This window comes from Gillisia sp. CAL575 (assembly GCF_000403785.1).
GTDB lineage: Bacteria > Bacteroidota > Bacteroidia > Flavobacteriales > Flavobacteriaceae > Gillisia.
In genome coordinates this window covers 1-19,663 of sequence record NZ_APHJ01000054.1, presented here as the reverse complement: position 1 = coordinate 19,663, position 19,663 = coordinate 1, and the positions used below count along the sequence as shown (strand labels likewise).

Sequence of the window (19,663 nt, the reverse complement as noted above, 5' to 3'; positions counted from 1 at the left end):
ATTTTATAATTTACGGGTGCTTTTAGCTATCATTTTTTCAAGATATCTTAGGTCCGTTAAGCTAGTAACTTCCCTGCTTTTAGCTTGTTTAAAATATATAATTGCTTTTTTATAATTTTTTTGATGAAAATAATAATCTCCAGCCAAGGCAAATCCTTTCCAATAATTTGGATTTAGCTGAATTAATCTATCAAGAGCTTCAGTCTTAATGTTTTTATCATTTGAAACTAATTCATGAAGTTCGCTATACAGGATCCTGAATTCTTCATAATCTCTAAACTCTTCAGAATATATAAAATTATCTGCAGGAATGGTTACTGCTGCATTCATCACACTTTTCAGATTAGAACCTTCTTTAAAGATTTCGAAAGCAATATCAAGATCGTAAGCTACAAAAGCTCCCAACTGATAAGGGTTTGCGCTTACCCATACTTTTCTTTCTTCAGGTTTAAAAATAATTCCATGATGCGCAAGGAGCTGATTAATCGCTTTTTCATTTCCCAAACCTAAATCTACACCTTCCAGACCTTCCTTATTTCTCAATATCGCTACAGCTTTTTCCGGATTCAAAGAATTATTACTAGCTAGCAATTCCTTCATTCTATCATATCTATATTGTGTATGACTTTCTAAAATTGCTTCAGAATTTCTTCTATCCTCTTCAAAAGCTTCACTTTGAAAATGATTACTACAAATAAGCTGATCTGAATTTGTAACTTCATAAACCCCAAAATTATTCGGAGAAATTTCAATTAAAATTGCTTTATTTTCTTCAGCGCTTCCAATCATAATAGATTCAGACACAAAAACTTCTCTTTTTCGAGCTATGGCAATGGCCTCCTCAGTATTTTCTGCATACTGCAAGATCTCTCTGGCTACAAGAGAGATTGGTGTTTTTGCAATAAGTGGAATTTTAGATTTTCCAGCGTTTATAGTGACTGTCAAACCTTTTTCATTCATTCCGCTAACCACTCCAATCATTCCACCCCAGGTGTACATCATAAATTTATGACCGGCATCTGGATTTACAAATGCTACTATTTTTTCTTCAGCAAATTTATCTCCAGCATAAAAATCGAAATTTCTACCTAATAACAAATTTCCATCTTCAGTATTAGTATCCCATGCAGCAAATGAAGTACAGCCAACTAACATGAAATCTTGTAACGCATGACCAATATCGTGCGCTCCATGTAAATATAGCATACGCACATAGGCGGGAGCAAAAGAATTATATTGTGGTAATGCATACCTGGATATCCCATAAATTTCTTGCTTATATTCCTCTGGAATGTGTAGATAGATCTTCCTATTAAACCATCCGATCATTTTCGATAAAAAATTCTGGTAACCCGCAGAAGGAACTAAAGATTCTAACTTAGTCATAAAGGCAGTCTCCTGCTTGTGTATTAGCTCGCGCGTAAGGGAGCCATTTATAATCCCTCTTTCCAGTGCATCACCTTCTACATATAATTCCCAGATACCATATTTATTTTTTAACAGGCTGTTCTTTCCAATTGTATAAAGACTGTCATTATGTTTTATTCGTAAAGTATCTATATTTTTAATCTCAGAAATATCAGGCCTGTTCTGCATATTTCTATTAATCCCACAAGAGAATTGTAGATGTATAATGAAAAGAAAAGCCCCTATGCGAATAATATTCAGTTTCATTTGTAGGCTTTTAAACCATTTTTTTCAACAAGATCACTCCATTCTGGCGATAAAGAATCTCAAAATTTGAATCTACGATCCATTGATATGGGTAATCTGTATCTAAAACAATCACTTTATTAACTTGTTTAGCCACTAATTGATGGATCTCTTTTTCAAACAATTTACTGGAAGATTTGGAAATCACGATCGACTTGAATTCAGAAAAATTCTGTGATAATTCATCCTTAAAGTTTAACTTTTCAGATTGTGCGGCGTAACAATTATTTGCGATTTGAAGCTTTTCAGGATCTAATTCGAAGCCAGTCACTAACTTATTAGGATTCTTATAATACAGATATATTGCAAGTAGTCCGTAATCTGAATAAAATTGAAGAATATTTTCATTGTCAAAAAATTCAGCGACTTTAAGATAGCGTTCTTTATTGTTTTCAAAATCCCTTTTCACTGATCTAAATATCTTTTTATATCTATAATTAGCAATGATTTCCTTTTTGAAATACAATTTATCTTTAGTAGAATTTTTATTATAATTAATAGATAGTCCTAATGCAGTATAGGGAGCTAAACCTTTTTCTCTAGGTTTAATAAACAGAAAATCGAAGATCGCACCTTGCAAAATAAATGCAACGGAGACTGCCGAAAACACCCCAATTATAGATACGATTGAAATTGATCTCAATGCAGGATGCTTAGCAAAGAATAAAGCTCCAATCCCAAGCAGCGTTGTAATTACTGATAATAATATGGAAGTTCTGTATGTCTTAAGCACTCTAGTCCCATATTCATATTCCTTTAAAAATGCATTAGTGATAAAAATGCTGTAATCTAAGCCTAAGCCAAAGATGAATGTAGATATTATAATATTCAAAATATTGAATTCAATATTAAAGAATGCCATCATACCTAAAGCGATTACCCAAGTGATTCCTATTGGTAGCAAGGTTAGAAAACTCAAAACAAAGGATCTATAACAGATTAATAGAATTAGAAAAACAGCAATGATTGAATAGCTAATAAGTTGATTAAAATCACTCTTTAAATTGCCTAAAAAGCTTTGGTTTAACTGTTTTCTATCTATTATTACTACATTTTTAGTTTCCTTTAAAGTTGTTAATATTTCTTCTGAAGTTTCTGGATCTAAATTTATAGAAGTAGTCACGGTAGCCAGATCTTGTTTGGAAGATAAAAAATCGTCCAGATACAAAGTTTTAGTCTTTCTATAATCCTCAAGATAAATAGGGTCAAAATCTTTGGAAATTTGATCATAAAGGCTTTCAAAACTTTCTGGTCTAAATCCGAATTCTGAAGATTCAGTAATTAAAGTCGATTTTAAGAATTCTTGCCGTTCTGGAGTCCAGAAATCTTTCCATTTATTAATCTTATCCAACTGCGTATTTGTAGAAAGCACCACTCCCCCAATACTGCTAAAACCTTCAATATCTCCAGAATCTTTAAGGATATTTAATTTCTCATAAAGTTCATTATTGGTTTCAAGAGCTTCATCTGTAGTATTTCCATAGGTAACCAAATAAATAGATTTTGCCGCATTCCCAGCAATAGCCTGAACTTGCTCTTCAGCTTGTTTAATCTCAATAGGTTCAAAATTAATTGCTGAAAGATCATTATTAAATTGAACTTTAGTAAAATAAAATAGACTAAAAACAAACAAACCTAAAACCGCTATTACCAGAAATGATTTTTTATGGTAAGCAATTCCTGCAATCTTATCTATAAATGTATCTTTAATATTTACCTTTCCTTTTGGAACCTTATACAAAATGGGAATAAGTATAAGTGCAATTATAGAAGCTACCAAAACACTTACTGCGGCAAATATCCCAAGATCATTTAAAGCTTCACTTTTTACGAACAATAAACATAAAAATGCAACTGCGGTAGTACTACTACTCATTAAAATAGGCCCGGTAACATCTTTATATAATTGATTAAGGTCATTATTATTCTTATAGTGCGTGAGAATATGCAAGGCATAATCTAAACTGATCCCTAACAAAATAGCTCCAATTCCTACTGAAATAGCCGATATACTTCCTTTAAACACATATAAAACTGCAATAGCTGTTATTGCCCCTATGATGCTGGGAACAAATAATATAAGAGGAATATAAAACCTTCTGTAATAAAAAATTAAAAGCAATAATAGAACACCACTGGCAAAACCAAGAGTTAATTTAATGTCTCTTTTAATCTGATTTGCATTGGCTACAGAATATAAAACACCTCCAAAAAACTCTGCATTTACCGATGAATATTCAGCATTCAAAGAGTTTTGGATCTCTTTTAATTTTTCAATAAAAACAGTATTCATATCTGTTTCTGAAGCTGGAAAAGTTGGAGATAGAAATAATAATAAATGCTTTTCATCTTTAGTCAACAAGAAACTATTATATAATTTAAAATCGTCACCAACCTGCAACTCTTCTAGTTTTTTTAAACCTAGATTCGTGAAAGAAAGTGGATCTTTAAATATAAAATCCTTAGTTACTAGTCCCGTGGGAGAAATAATACTTTTATAATCATTTTTTAATCGTTGCTGAATAGTATCTAATTGCAGTCGATTATTTATTGCCTCATAATCTGAATTATTTAGAAATAAGGGCAAATTATCATATACAAAATCATAGATCTCCAAGATCCCTTCTTCTGGCACTTTTCCCTGAATATTCTTAACATATTCAGGAAGATCCGAATGTATAGTATCTATAAGGCGTTGCGCATATTTAGTAAGTTCCTCTGGAGAACTTTTTTCAGAAGTAGAGGAAATAGTAATGATAATTTTATCTGAAAATTCGGTTTGATCTAACACCTTTTTAAGCACATCCTGCTGCGCACCTTCAGGAATAAGGCTGGTGATATCTTCTTCTAAATTGATCTTAGAAGCCAGAAAAGTCAACAAGGATACGATCAGAATTGCTGAAAATATCGCGAGAAATTTATGTTGCTTTAAATACTTGTTAAAGTTGAACATTTATGGCTTGATAACCTGTTTTGGATTAGTCATCGAAAATAAGAAATAAAAGACAATCCACAGTATTAAAGAGCTGAATGCTGCCAAGGCCATACTCCCTACAATATATTGCCATAAACCATAGAATATTTCTGTAGAAGAATCAAATTCAGACAAACTCAACCCCCAATTATATCCGTTTCCTGTGAGCATAGAACCTACCTGATAACTCGAATAAATAATTATAGGTATAAGCGGTGGAATACTGATGTTGGAAAAAAGAAAAGCTATTACCTTATTTAATTTAAAACTAGCTGCAAGTACAAAAACCAACAAAGTATGTAATCCCCAAAATGGAGAGATCCCCACAAATACTCCTAATGCAATAGCTGCTGCTTTTTTATGAGCAGATTCTTGGCTTTTTAAAATATCTTCCTTCCAGAATTTCTTAAAGCCTTTATCCTTAAAATCTTGGTATTTATTTCTAGGGTGAATATATAGGAAACTCACCAATACAAACCACATATATAAGAGCACGATTCTAACAATATCGGCAAACGGCCTAAAATGAGAAACCCGATCTTCTCCCTTTTGATATAGAACTTTTATAGGAATATTCTTCACCTCTACTTTTCGCCACACGGCTTTTACAATTACTTCAATTTCAAACTCGAACTTTCTGGTATAAAGAGGAATATTATTTACTATTTCTAAGGGATAAAGTCTATAGCCACTTTGAGTATCATGTAATTGATTCCCGGTAACTACCATATACCAAAAATTAGAAAATTTATTCCCTGTAGAACTTTTCATAGGAATTCCATCTTGACCCATGTTGCGATCTCCAACTAACAATAATTCTCTATCATTTTCCCCTTTCCTCTCTAACTCAGTAAGAAAAACATCAAGATCATCTGCATAATGTTGCCCATCTGAATCTATGGTAATGGCATATTTATAACCCGATTCTATAGCTAACTCAAAGCCTTTTTTAAGTGCAGTTCCCTTTCCTTGATTTACAGGATTATTAAAAATAGTTAGGTGAGAAAATTGACTTAAAATATTGATGGTTTTATCTACAGAACCATCATTAACAATAATTATATTATTAGTGTAAACCAAAACATCCTGTATAACTGAAGCTAGCGACTTCTCGTTATTATAGGTTGGTATCACTACGCAACACTGCAAAGCATCAAATCTGGATTGATATATTGGTGAAGTGCTCAAACAGTTGAAATTTAAAAAAACAAAAGTATTGTTTATTAATGGAACAGTTTGACCGTGATGAATTTAATTATGTTAAGATATAGGCTTGTAAGTAGCACTGATCTTTAAGGAGATAGTATCATTCTGTTTAGCGATTCCTTTAAGCTTTAAAATTCCATTTTCAGAAACGATAGAAGATTGCAATAGTAGCTTTTCACACACATTCGGGTCTACTACAGCCATGAACTTAACATTAGTAGCTGTTACTAATTGCAATTTTCTATTAGATCTTCGCTCTGCTTCCTCTTTGAAAAGTTGCATTAAGATAACTCCCGGAGTTACAGGTCTATCAGGAAAATGTCCTCTATATAAATCGTGATTCTTATTTATACTTACTTCAGTTATAAATTCCCCTTCTAGTTCTGTTGAACTTAATACTGAATAAAAATCTTTTAAAAGCATATACTATCTATTTAGAAAAGCTAAAATAGATAGAAAATTGAATTTGATACTAAGACTTGCTAATTTTTAATTCTGGAAAACTTTAGGATGTATAGGCTGATTGAATCTGATGTTTTTAAAATCGATCTCAGTATAATCTCCAGAAGCTTCTATAAGTCTCACAGTAATCACCACAAAGTTCCTATCAAATAGCAAAACTATTTGGTTAAACATTTCTCTTATGCTAGCGTCTTTTGGAACAATTACAGCCGAAATAAGATTGGTAGTTTTAAAATAAGAAACGTCATAATTCTTTTTATCCTCTAGTAATTTTCCATTTATACTACCAGAGATTAATGTAACTAGCTTTTCGAAAAGCTTATTAGATTTGAGATCGGTTACGGTTTTATAACCATCATCATCAATAATAAGTTTACTGTCTTTAAATAAGATCTTATAATTGTAGGGGTGGCTATATTCCCATTTAAGTATATCTGGAGCCTGGTAATATAACCTCCCATTACTAATAGCGGCGCCTTTCATCATTTTTATATACTTAGTCTGGAGGAAATCACTAGACAAACTTTCCAAGGCATCTGAACGCTTAGAAACAATTTCTTTGAACTTAATAGTTTCCGCTTCCGTCAAAGGAGTTTGCGCAAATGTTGCAACCGAAATAAAGAAAACAGCTAGTTTAAGAATACGCATGTAATTGAAATAAATTATCTACCCTAACGGATCTATAATTGTTGTTTTGCAAAAATAACAACAATTGTTCCAAGATTTCTACCGTTTGGAGATTGTTATCGTGCAATAAAATTACATCTCCGGGCTTTAGGTTTTTAATGATCCTATTTAATATAAAATTCTTTGAATTCAGAATGGCATCATAAGACCGAACATTCCATCCAACAACCTGATGTCCTGTACTTTTCAATGCTCTTTCCACCTTTGGGTTAATAATTCCAAAGGGCGGTCTAAAGGTTTTTAAGTTGACTCCTCCTACCTCGAATGCTATCTTATTACACCTATTAATTTCTTCAATAACTTGCTGAGTCCTTAAAAAACCCATTTTTCGAGTATGAGAGAATGTATGATTTCCTACTAAATGCCCATCTAGAAGTATTTTTTTAAAAATCCCTGGATTCTCTTGAATATTCTTACCAATACAAAAGAAACTAGCTTTTACATCGTACTTCTTTAGTAATGCTAATATTGCTAAAGTATTCTCCACCGGACCATCATCAAACGTAAGAGCAATATCCCTATTGGTTGCTGCGAGATTGTTGTTATAAGCCTTCACAAAAAAGTTCCATTGAACATTTGTAGAAATCAGTAATAAAAAGAATAGATATGCTAGAACTACGATAAACAATAGCCAAATAGAGATTATTTTAAAAAACACCAAGAGTACTCCAATAAAGAATAAGAGAATCACTACGATATTAAATGGTTTATAACTCAAGGTTTTTGCAACAATATTACACTATGACTAGTATTTGAAGCCAAGTTATATAAAAGTATGTTTTTTGGGTTTGAAGATGGTACTGCATTCAATTTTAAAATATCTGGAATTTGCTGCCTTCTAAAAATTAGACAACTCAACCAAATCGCAAAACCGGTTACTGTATTAAATTCTCCCGACAGATGCTTGTAAGCAAGCTGGCAAGTTTTGGGAAATATCGTGTATTGCAGCTCATCATAAACCTTGTCTTGATCTAAATCTCCATTTTTTCCAAGAAACACAATATCTAAATCTTTAGGTCGCAAACTATTTCTGGATAAAAATTCAGTGATCTTTTCTGAAACTTCAATAGGTGATTCGGCATTAAAACTAGATACGGCTTTTAATTGAGCATACGAGTCCTTCTTATTTTCAGTGGTCAAATTGAAGAAAAAAGCACCTTCAGAAGTGATAGTTCCTTCAGATTTATGAGAGAACAAACTTAAATTCTCTATTTCCTCTTGCTTTAAAAATCCATTCAAATAGCCAAAAGAAGTGATCTTATTAGATACTTCATCTACACCTCCCACCAAAACTGAATTTAAAGAAGGTTTTTCATTTAGTAATAATACGGAATCTATTAAAGCAGATTCCAGAGAAGCTCTTTCTTGAGAATACGTAACATTATATCCGGAACAACCCAAATTCAATGCGATCTGCCCTCCTACCGTATTATGGGTAGATTGGATAAATGAAGTGGGAGTTAATAAATCCTCTTCTTGAGAAAGCATGCTTCCCAAAAATTTCTCTGTATCCTGCTTACAGCCTTCACCTGTACCTGTAATAATAGCATCTGGAAGCTCTACGTTTGCATCCTGCAAAGCCATTTTTACCGCAGTAAGCCCCATTTTAATTGCCTTGGACATTCTTCTTAATGCCATAGCTGGTATATATTCCTTAAAATTTGGCGAAATAGCCTGAAATATATTCGAAGTATATACAACTGACTTTTCTGAAAAAACACTTTCTTCAGTTTGAGCAGAAATCGCTCCAATCCCAGTAATGTAAATAGTTCTACTCATTTTTACTGAAGATTAGTGAAGTGCAGTTCCCTCCAAACCCGAAAGAATTAGACAATACATAATTAACAGATTTATTCTTCAATTCGGTTATTGGGAGTAATCCTGATTCCTGCATTGGTTTAGAGAAATTCAAATTTGGAAAAATCAAATTATTCTGAAGGGAAAGAATACTAAACACAGCTTCTAAAGCTCCTGCCGCAGCTAAACTGTGTCCTGTATATGCTTTGGTAGAACTAAAGTCTGGAACTTCAGAACTAAAAATCTGTTTTAAGGCATTACTCTCTGAAAGGTCATTATTTCTGGTGGCAGTTCCATGTGCATTGATATAATTTATCTTTTCAGCAGCAATTCCAGCAATTTCAAGCGCATCTCGCATGGCTTTATAGGCGCCAACTCCTGTTTCAGAAGAAGCAGTTTGGTGATAAGCATCATTTGCATTTCCGTAACCCAATACACGCCCTAATATTTGTTTATTCTTTGCTAAGTGTTCCGCTTCAAGAACTAAATAAGCAGCACCTTCCCCTAAATTCAGTCCATTTCTGGAATCATCAAAAGCTTTGCATTTTTCTTCAGAAAGGATCTTTAAAGAATTGAATCCGTTTAAGGTGAATTTTGTTAGGCAATCTGTTCCGCCTACAATTACGCGATCTAGTTCCCCTGCTTTAATGAGTCTTGCCCCAAGCATAATGGCATTAGCTCCAGAAGAACAAGCTGTACTAATAGTTGTGGTAAATCCTTTTATATTAAGGTGTTCTGCAATCTTATTTGTAGTAAATCCAGGATGTTGCGCAGGGATAAATTGATGATGTGCAGTAGACTTATCATATTCTAAATAGTATTTTTCTGTAGCATCTATTCCACCAACGCTAGAACCAGAAATAAAACCCGTAGTAAGCAACTCCTTTGCGGTTACACCAGAAGACTTTATAGCTTCTTTTGCAGCAATTATTCCTAGAAGTGCAGCACGAGTACAGGAATGTTCATCTGATAATTGAAGTTCTGTTTCAAGATCGAGATTAGAAGTCTTTACTTCTCCTACTGGAAAATGAGTGTATTTAGTTTTAAGTATCTCAGGAAAAGTAATCCCATCTTGAGATGCAATTAAGGCATTAAAATTTGCCTCTACTCCGTTGCCTAAGGCTGAAATAATTCCCATTCCTGTAATGGCAACTCCTCTGTTCATGGACTACTTAGTTCGGTGAGATTCTATATATTCTGCCATTTTATTAATGGAAATAAAAATTTCTTTCCCTTGATTGGGATCGGTTAATTTAATTCCGTAATCTTTCTCTAATAACACAATTAATTCCAAGGCATCTATAGAATCTAATCCCAATCCGTCCCCAAAAAGTGAATCATTATTATCTATATCTTCTATAGTTAGTTCTTCTAGGTTAAGTTGTACAATAATACTTTGCTTAAGCTCTGTGCGTAAATCACTCATTATCAAATCTGTATAATTCTTCTAATTTCTCCCTAGTAAACGGGATCTCTCCATTATTTGAAACCAAGCACAAAAGTACATCATATTGGTCATTTTTTAGTTCTATCCACCCACAAACCACACTAGAAGCTTTTCCTGATTTCAGTAATGTTTCAGAATAATCTACTAACAGATCGGCATTAAATTGGTCTTCAATAAAAAACACATTCTCGCTTTGAAGTTTATGTTTAATACTTATTTCCCCGAGTACTATATTTGGCAAGGTATATACAAAAACAGCAGGAGAAACTATGCTTTCCATAGATTGCTTGTGTTTTATATCTATATCATGACTGGATGAGGCATTAGAAAATACTAAAGCAGTATTTTCTGTAAAATCTTGATCTCTTAATAATATTGTAGAACCTAATACGCCAAGTTTACAAAGGGAATCCATCTTATGATATTTTGGATACTTCAGCGCTAATTGTTTATAAGCGTCTTTTAAAAATTGAGAGAAATCAATTTTTGGATCCAAAGAGAGAATAGTCTCTTTATTTAAAAAGATCTTTCCATTTTTAATCCTAATTGAATTTGTGATAAAATGTTTTCTAGCTATATCCATTAAAACTCTTTTTTAATATCATAGCTAAATTACAGCCTCCAAAACCAGATGCTGTTTTTAAAGCAGTTTTCAATTCTTTCTTTTCGAATTTCTGAATAATATTAATTGGTTTTGAAACTCCCAATCCTTCGAAATTAAGCGAAGGGTATAACTCATTATTAAGCAAAGAATGTTTTGTAAGAATATTCTCTATTAAAGCTGAAGCTCCCAAAGTATGCCCGTAAAAACCTTTGAAACTATTTATAGGCACATGAACTAATTCTGCTCTATTAAATGCAACAGCTTCCATTTCATCATTAAATATCGTCGCAGTTCCATGAGCACACAAATAATCTATCTCTGAAGCTGATAGTTTCGATTCCTGCAATGCACGCTGAATACTTTTATACAAACCTTCACCAGTCCTAGAAGGTCCAGAAATATGATTAGCATCATTTGAAGTTGCATCTCCAACTAAACTTATATTGTTTCCTTTTCTTTCCTTGTTACTCACTAAAATTGCAGCTGCTGCTTCACCTAAACTAATACCATCTCTATTTTTTGAAAAGGGTTTACAAGGAGTAGCACTTAACGATTGAAAAGATTGAAAACCAGAGGTTACAAAGTCAGAAACAAGGTCACCGGCAACAACTATGGCATCATTAAATTTCCCAACTTGTATAAATCTTTTAGCAATTGCAACTGCAAGTCCTCCGGAAATACAGGCATTAGAAACAATAATTGGTTTATGCTTAAATCCAAAGAATTCTTGAATAACCCTGGCCAAATAATTTAAGCTTGCCCTATTCTTAGAGAAATTTTGTGAATTATCCAATAGATCTATATTTCCTTTAGTGCTAGAAATGATAAGTGCTGTTTCAGAAAGATTTAATTGATTACTATTTAGAACACTCTGAGTTGCAAGTAACATCATTTGCTCTAGTTTAGTGAATTTTTTAGCATCGCCTATATCAGAAAATTTATCGGCTAATAATGAAGCATCGAGAATTCCAGCATAACAACCTCCATTTTGAATCCTAGAATTTTCATGGAATTGAAGTCCAGAATTTCCTGCCTTAATTGCTTTTATATTTTCTGAAGTAGAAAAACCAAGTGGAGAGATAATTGAATCTTCCTGTAATAAAATATCCATCATTTAGATCAAGCCCATTTTCTTTTTCCAATCTAAGAAAAACGGTGGATTAATCAATACAAGTTCTCTGCTTTCATTTATAAAAACTTGGGTTGTTTCTCCAATACAAATCATTTTATCTTGTTTGAAGATCTTATAACTAAAAATAAGTTTGGCAGCATCTACTGGCTGGAAGCTTGTTTCCACCTCAAAAGTATCGCCATATTCCAAAGGCAATTTATGCTCGCAATTAGATTTTACAATAGGAGTTGCATAACCACGATTTTTCATGTCTAAATAAGAAATCCCATGCTGAATGCAGAAATTTTCACGTCCCTCTTCAAAATACTTTAAATAATTTCCATGCCAAACGATCTGTAAAGGATCACATTCACTAAATCTTACCTTGAGATGAATTCGGGATTTAAGGGCTTTTGATGACATTTATTCTACCGTTACCGTTTTCATTTCTGAAGTTGCTACAACTTCTCCGTTTTCATCTACCGTTTCAGCAACTACAAGTGTTACCCCCATTATTTCTTTCAATATTTCAACATTGGTAACAAGCTTGGTCGATGCTTTAGGCAAAGATTTTATCTCAATAGTTTTTATAGCACCTATAAATCCAGTTTTTGGCTTATCTAAGCCAGATAAAAAACCTTGATACCCACGATGTAAAGACATGCTTTGCGCCATATGCTCTATAAGACCTGCTTCAGAAAAGAATCCTTCTTCCACCAAAATATTATCTTCTGTAATTACAAATCCGGTTTTTCCTGTAAGTGCCGTATACTCAAATAATGAGTCTACCATCACAAAAGGTGGTTTCTGCGGAATAAGTTGAATAATTCTTTGTGGATCTAGAATAGGTTCTATTAGTAAGTTTTGCTCCATAAATTTTAAAATCAATAACCTCGATACCAAGTCTACGAGGAAAAATGAGTAATATTTAACGTCTTATAATAACCATCAGGTTAAATAAATAAACCCTCTATGAGGGGTTGAAATCATTCCAATAATCATAATAATTATACCACTGATGCGGATATTTTCTCACCATCCCTTCCAAGTCTCCAAGATAGGCTTTTAATAATTCTTTTGGAGAGGCAGAAATTCCTTCAAAAGGTCTCGCATAAAAATGATAATGAAAATCTTTTTCTCTCATTATATGAACAAACAACACAGGTATTTGGTTACGCACTGCAAGTTTAAATGGACCCTGTGGGAATTTGGTCGGTTTTCCGAGTAATTCTTCAGTATATGTTTTAGCATCTTTATAATACCTATCTGCTGCAAATACTAAAAGTTCATTATTCTTCAATGCTTCATTCATTACAAAAATATGTGAAAGATCGTCCTTTAAAATAATCGTTTTAATGCTGGCTTTCCCGGTTACAGATTCCAAATAATTCTTGATCTCCTCATGTTCTAAGTCTGTCATTATTAGATTTACAACAGCAGAGTCGTGCTTATCACTAAAGAAATGCTGCGCTAAATTAAAATTTCCTATATGTGCAGTTAGCAGAATTCCACCTTTCTTTTTCGCGAGAAGATCATTAATGTGGTGGATGCCATCAAATTCGAAACTATATTTTTTCTTTAACCCAGCACCTATTGCGATCCTATCCAATTGGATCCTTCCAAATGTGAAATAACTTTTATATATCTGAAATATTGAACTTAATGCAGAATAGTTTAATCTTTTTCGGAACAGATAGTAAGTACTTTTAGTAGAGCTAAAAGAAAAAACAATAAAATAAGCAGCCACGAATAGAAGCACAAAATAGGATGCATAAAGTCCTAAGTTCTTTATTATAAACACATAGATCTTAAATCCTAAAACGGTTCCTCTAGATTGCCCTTTCCATTCTGCCATAATAGTTTAAGAATACAAACCGCCATTTATATTAATTACCTCTCCTGTGATGTAAGATGATTTTTCTGAAGCCAGAAAAGAAACAAGATTTGCAACTTCCTCTGTTTCTCCAAACCTATTTAATGGAATCATTTTTTTAAGATTGGCTTCATCAATATCTGCTGTCATATCAGAGTTTATAAAACCCGGAGCAACAGCATTTACAGTCACTTTTCGCTTTCCTATTTCTTGAGCTAAAGCTTTTGTTGCTGCGATTACCGCTCCTTTTGCCGCAGAATAGTTTACTTGACCAGGATTTCCTTTTAGTCCTGAAAGTGAAACTATATTAATAATCCTACCATAACGTTGAGTCAGCATATTTTTTAAAACGGCCTGAGAACAATTATAAAATCCGTTAAGAGAAGTATTTATAACAGATTGCCAATCTTCAGGTTTCGTCCAGATAAATAGACCGTCCTTTGCAATTCCTGCATTGTTTATAAGCACTTCAATAGAGCTTTCAGGATTTTTATTCACCCATTCTTCCAATATTTGAGAAACCTTTTCAGAACTGGAAACATCAAATTTTAAAAGTTCACAGCGAACTTGCTTCGCAACAATAAGTTCTTGAGTTTCTAAGGCAGCATTTTCATTAGAATTATAATTCAGTAAAATATTATAACCTAGATCTTCAGCCAGTTTTAGAGCAATTGCTTTCCCTATCCCTCGTGATCCTCCAGTTACTAAAGCATATTTTAATTTCATTTTGAAAGTATGTTTTAAAGATCCTTCTTGAAAATTTATAAAGTATATCAGTTTTTTATCATAGTAGCATTTCGTCACCCTGTACCGAATGGTCGGAATATTCAGGGTCTCAGTTTATTGTATTCATTAAAAGTATAATGAGATTCTGAAACTAGTTCAGAATGAAGTTTCTTTTCAGTTTATGGCACTTAAATGAGAATCAGCAAATTTATAAATAAGCATCCTGAGTTTTAATAAACTCCTTGATCATTTCCTGAGTTTTATAAAGTGGCAAATCCTCTTTGATCTCTGGAACTAATTTATTCAAAATTTCAAATTTTTCATGAGTTGCTGTAGATAAACGTTCTTTAATGTCAAGATGTCTCAATGCTTGAACTATAGTTAACAACTCGACACTTAGTACTTCAAAAGCATTATCAATAACTGTTTTAGTTACATTAGCAGCATTGGTTCCCATACTTACAATATCCTGATTATCGTTATTATTTGGAATACTGTGTACGTACATTGAATTAGAAAGCATCTGGTTCTCTGCTGTAGTAGAAACCGCACTAAATTGTGCGCCTTGCATTCCGAAATTTAACCCTAGAACTCCTAAATTTACAAAAGGTGGTAAAATATTATTAAGTCTGTCATTCAAAAGATAATTTAATTGCCGCTCTGCTAACATGGTCATTTTGGTCACAACCAATTTAAGTTTGTCCATTTCCAGCGAGACATAATCCCCGTGAAAATTACCTCCGTGATAAACCTGTTTTCTTTCTACATCTATTATAGGATTGTCATTGGCAGAATTCACCTCTTCAATCAAAATCTTCTGAGTATGTTCAATCGTATCATAAACGGGTCCTAAAATTTGCGGCACACAGCGTAAACTATAATATTCCTGAACTTTTTCTTCAAAATATTCGCTTTCAGGATTTTCTCCACTGTACAAATGTTCATTTCTATCTCGGGTAAGAGACGAATCTTTTAAATGCTCTCTCATCTTTAAAGCCACTTCCTGTTGTCCGATATGGAGCTTCGTCGCGTTTAATTCTGAAGATAAATGATCGTCATACGCCTCGACAATTTCATTGATTGCTGATGAACAGAAGATAGACCAGTTTAGTAAACGCTTAGCGTAAATTACATTAACAATCCCAATCCCCGTCATTGCCGAAGTTCCGTTCATTAGGGCTAAGCCTTCCCTTTGTTCAATTTTAATTGGCTTAAGGTTTTCTTCGGAAAAAACTTCTGCTGTTTTTCTTTTCTCACCTTTGTAATAAACTTCACCTTCCCCAATAAGCACTAATGCCAAATGTGCCAACTGTACTAGATCTCCCGATGCTCCTACTCCACCGTGTTCAAAGATCAAAGGGGTAATATCTTTATTTATAAGCAGCTGCATGGTTTCTACTACAGAACTATGCACTCCAGATTTCCCTAATGCCAAGGTATTTAATCTAGCTAACATCAAAGATTTTACATATAAAGGCTCCATAGGTTTCCCCATACCTGAAGCATGACTTCTTATAAGATTGTATTGTAATTGTTGCCTGTCTTTATCTTTTATCTTGTACTGAGCCATCGGCCCAAATCCAGTATTCACACCATAAATTATTTTATTTTTAGAAAATTCTTCTAAAAATTTAAAACTTAAGGACATTCTCTCGATAACTGAATGGTCCAAAGTTATTTTTGAATCTTTAAAAAGAACTTCATAGAAATTTCTGAAATCAAGAGCAGTTGTAATTTGGAGCATACGATAGAAATCCGGGATTATTAGTAGTGTATCCTTTGCAGGAACTGTTAATTCTCTTAACAAATGTACTATATTTACAACGTAAATGAAATGGAATGAAAAAGGAAATTTCAGAAATTCTTATTATTGGCGCGGGCCCTTCAGGAATGGTCTCCGCCTCTTATCTTCATAATCAAGGAATAAAGGTTTTGGTGGTGGAAAAATCTGTTTTTCCTAGGTTTCAGATTGGGGAGAGTTTAATTCCTCAATGCATGGATAATCTAGAAGAAGCCGGGTTATTAGAAGCTGTTAAAGTTGCTGGGTTTCAAAAGAAATTTGGAGCGCGTTTTATTAAAGATGAGAAAATAGGAGAATTTGATTTCTCTGAAAAATATGGCAATGGTTGGGATTGGACATGGCAAGTGCCTCGAGCCGATTTTGATAACTGTTTAGCTGAAGAGGTACAACGAAAAGGGGTTAAAATCCTGTTTGATTCCGAAGTGATACATGTTGAGTTTAAAGGAAGTAGTTCTAAAACTATTGTGAGAAACTCTAACGGAGAACTTACGGAGATCCAAGCAGATTTTATTATAGATTCTAGTGGTTTTGGACGAGTTTTAGCCAAGCAATTACAATTAGAAGCTCCCCCACAAATTGCTGCCCATTCCTCAATTTTCACTCATATAGAAGAACCCGATCGTCCTAAAGGAAAAGAAGGAGAACTTATAACTTTTGAAGTTTTAGAAACCCAAGTATGGTTTTGGTATTTTCCTTTTTCTAACGGAAATTCTAGTTTAGGCTTTGTAGCTCCAACCAAATGGTTCGAAAATTATTCGAAAGATCCTGAAGTCGCTATGAAGGAAATGATAGGAAAATTGAAGTTTTATAAACACCGATTTGAAGCTTACGAATATCTATTTAAGCCAATAAAGGTGGATAACATAAGTAGAAATGTCATTCAACTTTATGGAGATGGTTTTGTACTTACTGGCAACAGTGCCGAATTTTTAGACCCTGTTTTTTCCTCAGGAGTATCTTTTGCTACGGCCTCTGGCTTGTTAGCTGCCAAACTAATTATAAAAGAAAGAAATGGCACTAAAGTAAATTGGGAAATCGAGTATGTGAATTATATTAAACAAGGTGTTCATGTGTTCTCTACTTACGTAAAAGAGTGGTACTCCGGAAATCTTCAAAAGATCATTTTTCACCCCACTCCTAACCTAGAAATTAAAAAACAGATTTGTGCTGTTTTAGCAGGTTATGTTTGGGATGAGGCTAATCCTTTTGTTAGAAAACACGATCAAATAATTAAAAATCTATCCAAATTAATAGAATTAGAAGAGGCTTCCAACTAAAGTTTAAAATTATTTTTAGCGTTAATTTTCTGAGTCAGACCCGTTTAATTAATTCTTAGAATTTTTATGTTGAAAAAAGGGATAAAAGGTTTGGATTGTTAGTAGGTAAAAGTTAGATTTGCAACCGCAAAATAGTTGCGATAAGTTCTTACAATTTAACGGAGAGTTGCCAGAGTGGTTAATGGAGCAGTTTGCTAAACTGTCGACGAGCAATTGTCGCATGAGTTCGAATCTCATACTCTCCGCAAAAATCGATTAATTCTAAACGAATTATTCGGGGTGTAGCGTAGCCCGGTTATCGCGCCTGCTTTGGGAGCAGGAGGCCGCAGGTTCGAATCCTGCCACCCCGACCAAATGGGTATTAAAACCCACCAAAACACTGTTAATCTCTTGATTATCAGTGTTTTTTGTTTTTAATGATATCAAACAATATCATTTAAATACATAAGTCTGGTGAATCATTCGGTGAATCATTTTATTACAGATATTTACGTAACTTCATAAAGCATTTAACTGATTTGACTTTCGTCTTTACAAACTGATTGTTTCACTTAAGACGCTTGAAATGCCTAATTACACTACCTTTTCCGTATTATTTTTCGTTCGTAAACACCATAACGAGACAAAGAAATTATTTATTTATGCACGAGTTACCGTAGATGGAAAACGCTCAGAAATAAGTCTAAAAAGATCAATATCGGTGAATCATTGGGACGTCTCAAAAGGACGTGCTAAGGGAACTACTCCAAATTCAAGAAGTTTAAACCAGTATTTAGACCAGATCTATGCTAAATTCTTGGATTGTCACAAGCAACTTTCCTCAGAGAATAAAGTGGTTTCTGCCCAAAGCATCAAAGCCCTATTCTATGGGAACGATGAACACCAAAAAACCTTGTTGGAATTAATGAGCTATCACAATTCCCACATGAAAAACGTGTTGAAACCCGGCACTATGAAAAATTATCGTACCACCGAAACCTATTTAAATGAGTTTTTAAAGCAGAAAATGAGCTGCAATGATATTAGCCTTAAACAGATCAACTATCGGTTTGTAACCGACTTTGAACAATTCCTACGCCTATATTCTGCTAAGGTTTCTCGCAAGACTTGTGGCAACAATGGCACGATGAAACATTTGGAACGTTTTAAAAAGATGTTGAACCTTTCAATTAAGCTGGAATGGCTGGCAAAAAACCCTTTTGATAATTTTAAATTCAGGTTCGAGAAAAACGAGCGGCAATATCTAAGCAAACGGGAACTTCAAATAGTAGAGAGCACTGCATTTACCAGTAGCAGCTTACAAAAAGTAAAAGATGTTTTCATCTTCTCCTGTTATACAGGGCTTTCTTATATAGATCTAAAAGAATTGACCATTCATCAGATTATTAAAGGAATCGATGGGAGCAATTGGATCTATACCAAACGGGAGAAAACAGACGAAACGGTAAAAGTGCCACTTTTGCCTCAGGCCCAAAATATTATAGATCAATATGCCGATAGTATTAAAGACGAATTTTTATTCCCGGTATTTTCCAATCAAAAGGTCAACAAATATCTAAAAGAGGTGATGCTGCAATTGAAAATAAAAAAAACAATTACCTTTCATTCTGCCAGGCACACTTTTGCGACCACAGTTACCTTATCCAACGGGGTACCTATAGAAACGGTCTCTAAGCTTTTAGGACATACCAAATTATCTACCACCCAGATTTATGCAAGGGTTTTAGAAAATAAGTTGAGTGAAGATATGATGCTATTGAAAGAAAAACTAGGATCGTGATTTTAATTTTGATCAATTACGAAATCAAGCCCCATATCTACCGAACTAATACTATGAATTGTTTGGATATTTAAACAGATAAATATTCTAATTTAAAATAAAAAGTTCAAGTAAACGGTCTTTTAGAATCTTTGCAACCTCCGGGCGCAAAGCAAGATTGTCATGACAATGACACATCTTGCTTTGCTTCTCCAAATGAAATTCT

18 protein-coding genes and 2 tRNA genes are annotated in these 19,663 nt (G+C 33.5%); 4 read left to right on the top strand and 16 right to left on the bottom strand.

From position 1 onward, the window contains the following. Positions 1-3 precede the first annotated feature (3 nt). From I130_RS14835 to hutH, 16 genes are all read right to left on the bottom strand, one after another. Positions 4-1,674, bottom strand: a complete 1,671-nt coding sequence (locus I130_RS14835) for an acyl-CoA--6-aminopenicillanic acid acyl-transferase (protein WP_034925051.1) — start codon at positions 1,672-1,674, stop codon at positions 4-6. A 10-nt stretch (positions 1,675-1,684) separates the two neighbouring features. Continuing rightward, positions 1,685-4,666: an MMPL family transporter gene (locus I130_RS14830; RefSeq protein ID WP_034925050.1), complete on the bottom strand. Its 2,982-nt coding sequence runs from the start codon at positions 4,664-4,666 to the stop codon at positions 1,685-1,687. Next, the gene (locus tag I130_RS14825) at positions 4,667-5,875 is read right to left on the bottom strand and encodes a DUF2062 domain-containing protein (RefSeq protein ID WP_051119736.1); all 1,209 of its coding nucleotides are present in this window, start codon (positions 5,873-5,875) and stop codon (positions 4,667-4,669) included. A 72-nt stretch (positions 5,876-5,947) separates the two neighbouring features. Then, a complete protein-coding gene (locus I130_RS14820) occupies positions 5,948-6,316 on the bottom strand; it encodes a hydroxymyristoyl-ACP dehydratase (RefSeq protein WP_034925047.1) in 369 nt (122 codons plus the stop codon). 66 nt (positions 6,317-6,382) lie between these two features. Next, on the bottom strand, positions 6,383-7,003 hold the full coding sequence (locus I130_RS14815; protein WP_034925044.1) for a LolA family protein: 621 nt from the start codon (positions 7,001-7,003) through the stop codon (positions 6,383-6,385). Then, on the bottom strand, positions 6,990-7,760 hold the full coding sequence (locus I130_RS14810; RefSeq protein ID WP_034925041.1) for a polysaccharide deacetylase family protein: 771 nt from the start codon (positions 7,758-7,760) through the stop codon (positions 6,990-6,992). The genes I130_RS14815 and I130_RS14810 overlap by 14 nt, the downstream gene beginning before the upstream one ends. Beyond that, on the bottom strand, positions 7,757-8,821 hold the full coding sequence (locus tag I130_RS14805) for a beta-ketoacyl synthase chain length factor (protein ID WP_034925038.1): 1,065 nt from the start codon (positions 8,819-8,821) through the stop codon (positions 7,757-7,759). Before I130_RS14805 ends, I130_RS14810 begins: the two co-directional genes overlap by 4 nt. After that, a complete protein-coding gene (locus I130_RS14800; RefSeq protein ID WP_034925035.1) occupies positions 8,814-10,004 on the bottom strand; it encodes a beta-ketoacyl-[acyl-carrier-protein] synthase family protein in 1,191 nt (396 codons plus the stop codon). The genes I130_RS14805 and I130_RS14800 overlap by 8 nt, the downstream gene beginning before the upstream one ends. A gap of 3 nt (positions 10,005-10,007) precedes the next feature. Next, a complete protein-coding gene (locus I130_RS14795; RefSeq protein WP_034925032.1) occupies positions 10,008-10,265 on the bottom strand; it encodes a phosphopantetheine-binding protein in 258 nt (85 codons plus the stop codon). Continuing rightward, positions 10,258-10,869 (bottom strand): hypothetical protein, encoded by a 612-nt coding sequence (locus I130_RS14790; RefSeq protein ID WP_034925030.1) that lies wholly within the window; start codon positions 10,867-10,869, stop codon positions 10,258-10,260. The genes I130_RS14795 and I130_RS14790 overlap by 8 nt, the downstream gene beginning before the upstream one ends. Next, positions 10,856-12,004: a beta-ketoacyl synthase N-terminal-like domain-containing protein gene (locus tag I130_RS14785; protein ID WP_034925026.1), complete on the bottom strand. Its 1,149-nt coding sequence runs from the start codon at positions 12,002-12,004 to the stop codon at positions 10,856-10,858. Before I130_RS14785 ends, I130_RS14790 begins: the two co-directional genes overlap by 14 nt. Beyond that, the gene (locus I130_RS14780; RefSeq protein WP_034925023.1) at positions 12,005-12,424 is read right to left on the bottom strand and encodes an acyl-CoA thioesterase; all 420 of its coding nucleotides are present in this window, start codon (positions 12,422-12,424) and stop codon (positions 12,005-12,007) included. It lies immediately after the preceding gene. Continuing rightward, a complete protein-coding gene (locus tag I130_RS14775; RefSeq protein ID WP_034925019.1) occupies positions 12,425-12,874 on the bottom strand; it encodes a hypothetical protein in 450 nt (149 codons plus the stop codon). A gap of 97 nt (positions 12,875-12,971) precedes the next feature. After that, entirely contained in the window at positions 12,972-13,856 is an 885-nt protein-coding gene (locus I130_RS14770) for a lysophospholipid acyltransferase family protein (protein WP_034925016.1), read from the bottom strand. A gap of 6 nt (positions 13,857-13,862) precedes the next feature. Then, positions 13,863-14,600, bottom strand: a complete 738-nt coding sequence (fabG, locus tag I130_RS14765) for a 3-oxoacyl-ACP reductase FabG (RefSeq protein WP_034925013.1) — start codon at positions 14,598-14,600, stop codon at positions 13,863-13,865. A 208-nt stretch (positions 14,601-14,808) separates the two neighbouring features. After that, positions 14,809-16,344, bottom strand: a complete 1,536-nt coding sequence (gene hutH, locus I130_RS14760) for a histidine ammonia-lyase (protein ID WP_034925684.1) — start codon at positions 16,342-16,344, stop codon at positions 14,809-14,811. 95 nt (positions 16,345-16,439) lie between these two features. On the opposite strand from hutH, the gene I130_RS14755 reads away from it, so the two are divergent. The 4 genes from I130_RS14755 to I130_RS14740 all read left to right on the top strand — a co-directional run bounded on the left by I130_RS14755 (position 16,440) and on the right by I130_RS14740 (position 19,458). Next, complete coding sequence (locus I130_RS14755; RefSeq protein ID WP_034925010.1) at positions 16,440-17,678, top strand: NAD(P)/FAD-dependent oxidoreductase; 1,239 nt, start codon at positions 16,440-16,442, stop codon at positions 17,676-17,678. Positions 17,679-17,838: 160 nt separating this feature from the next. Then, positions 17,839-17,923 (top strand) — tRNA-Ser (locus I130_RS14750). A gap of 30 nt (positions 17,924-17,953) precedes the next feature. Then, positions 17,954-18,031 (top strand) — tRNA-Pro (locus I130_RS14745). A gap of 212 nt (positions 18,032-18,243) precedes the next feature. Further along, the gene (locus tag I130_RS14740; RefSeq protein ID WP_034925006.1) at positions 18,244-19,458 is read left to right on the top strand and encodes a site-specific integrase; all 1,215 of its coding nucleotides are present in this window, start codon (positions 18,244-18,246) and stop codon (positions 19,456-19,458) included. Positions 19,459-19,663 lie beyond the last annotated feature (205 nt).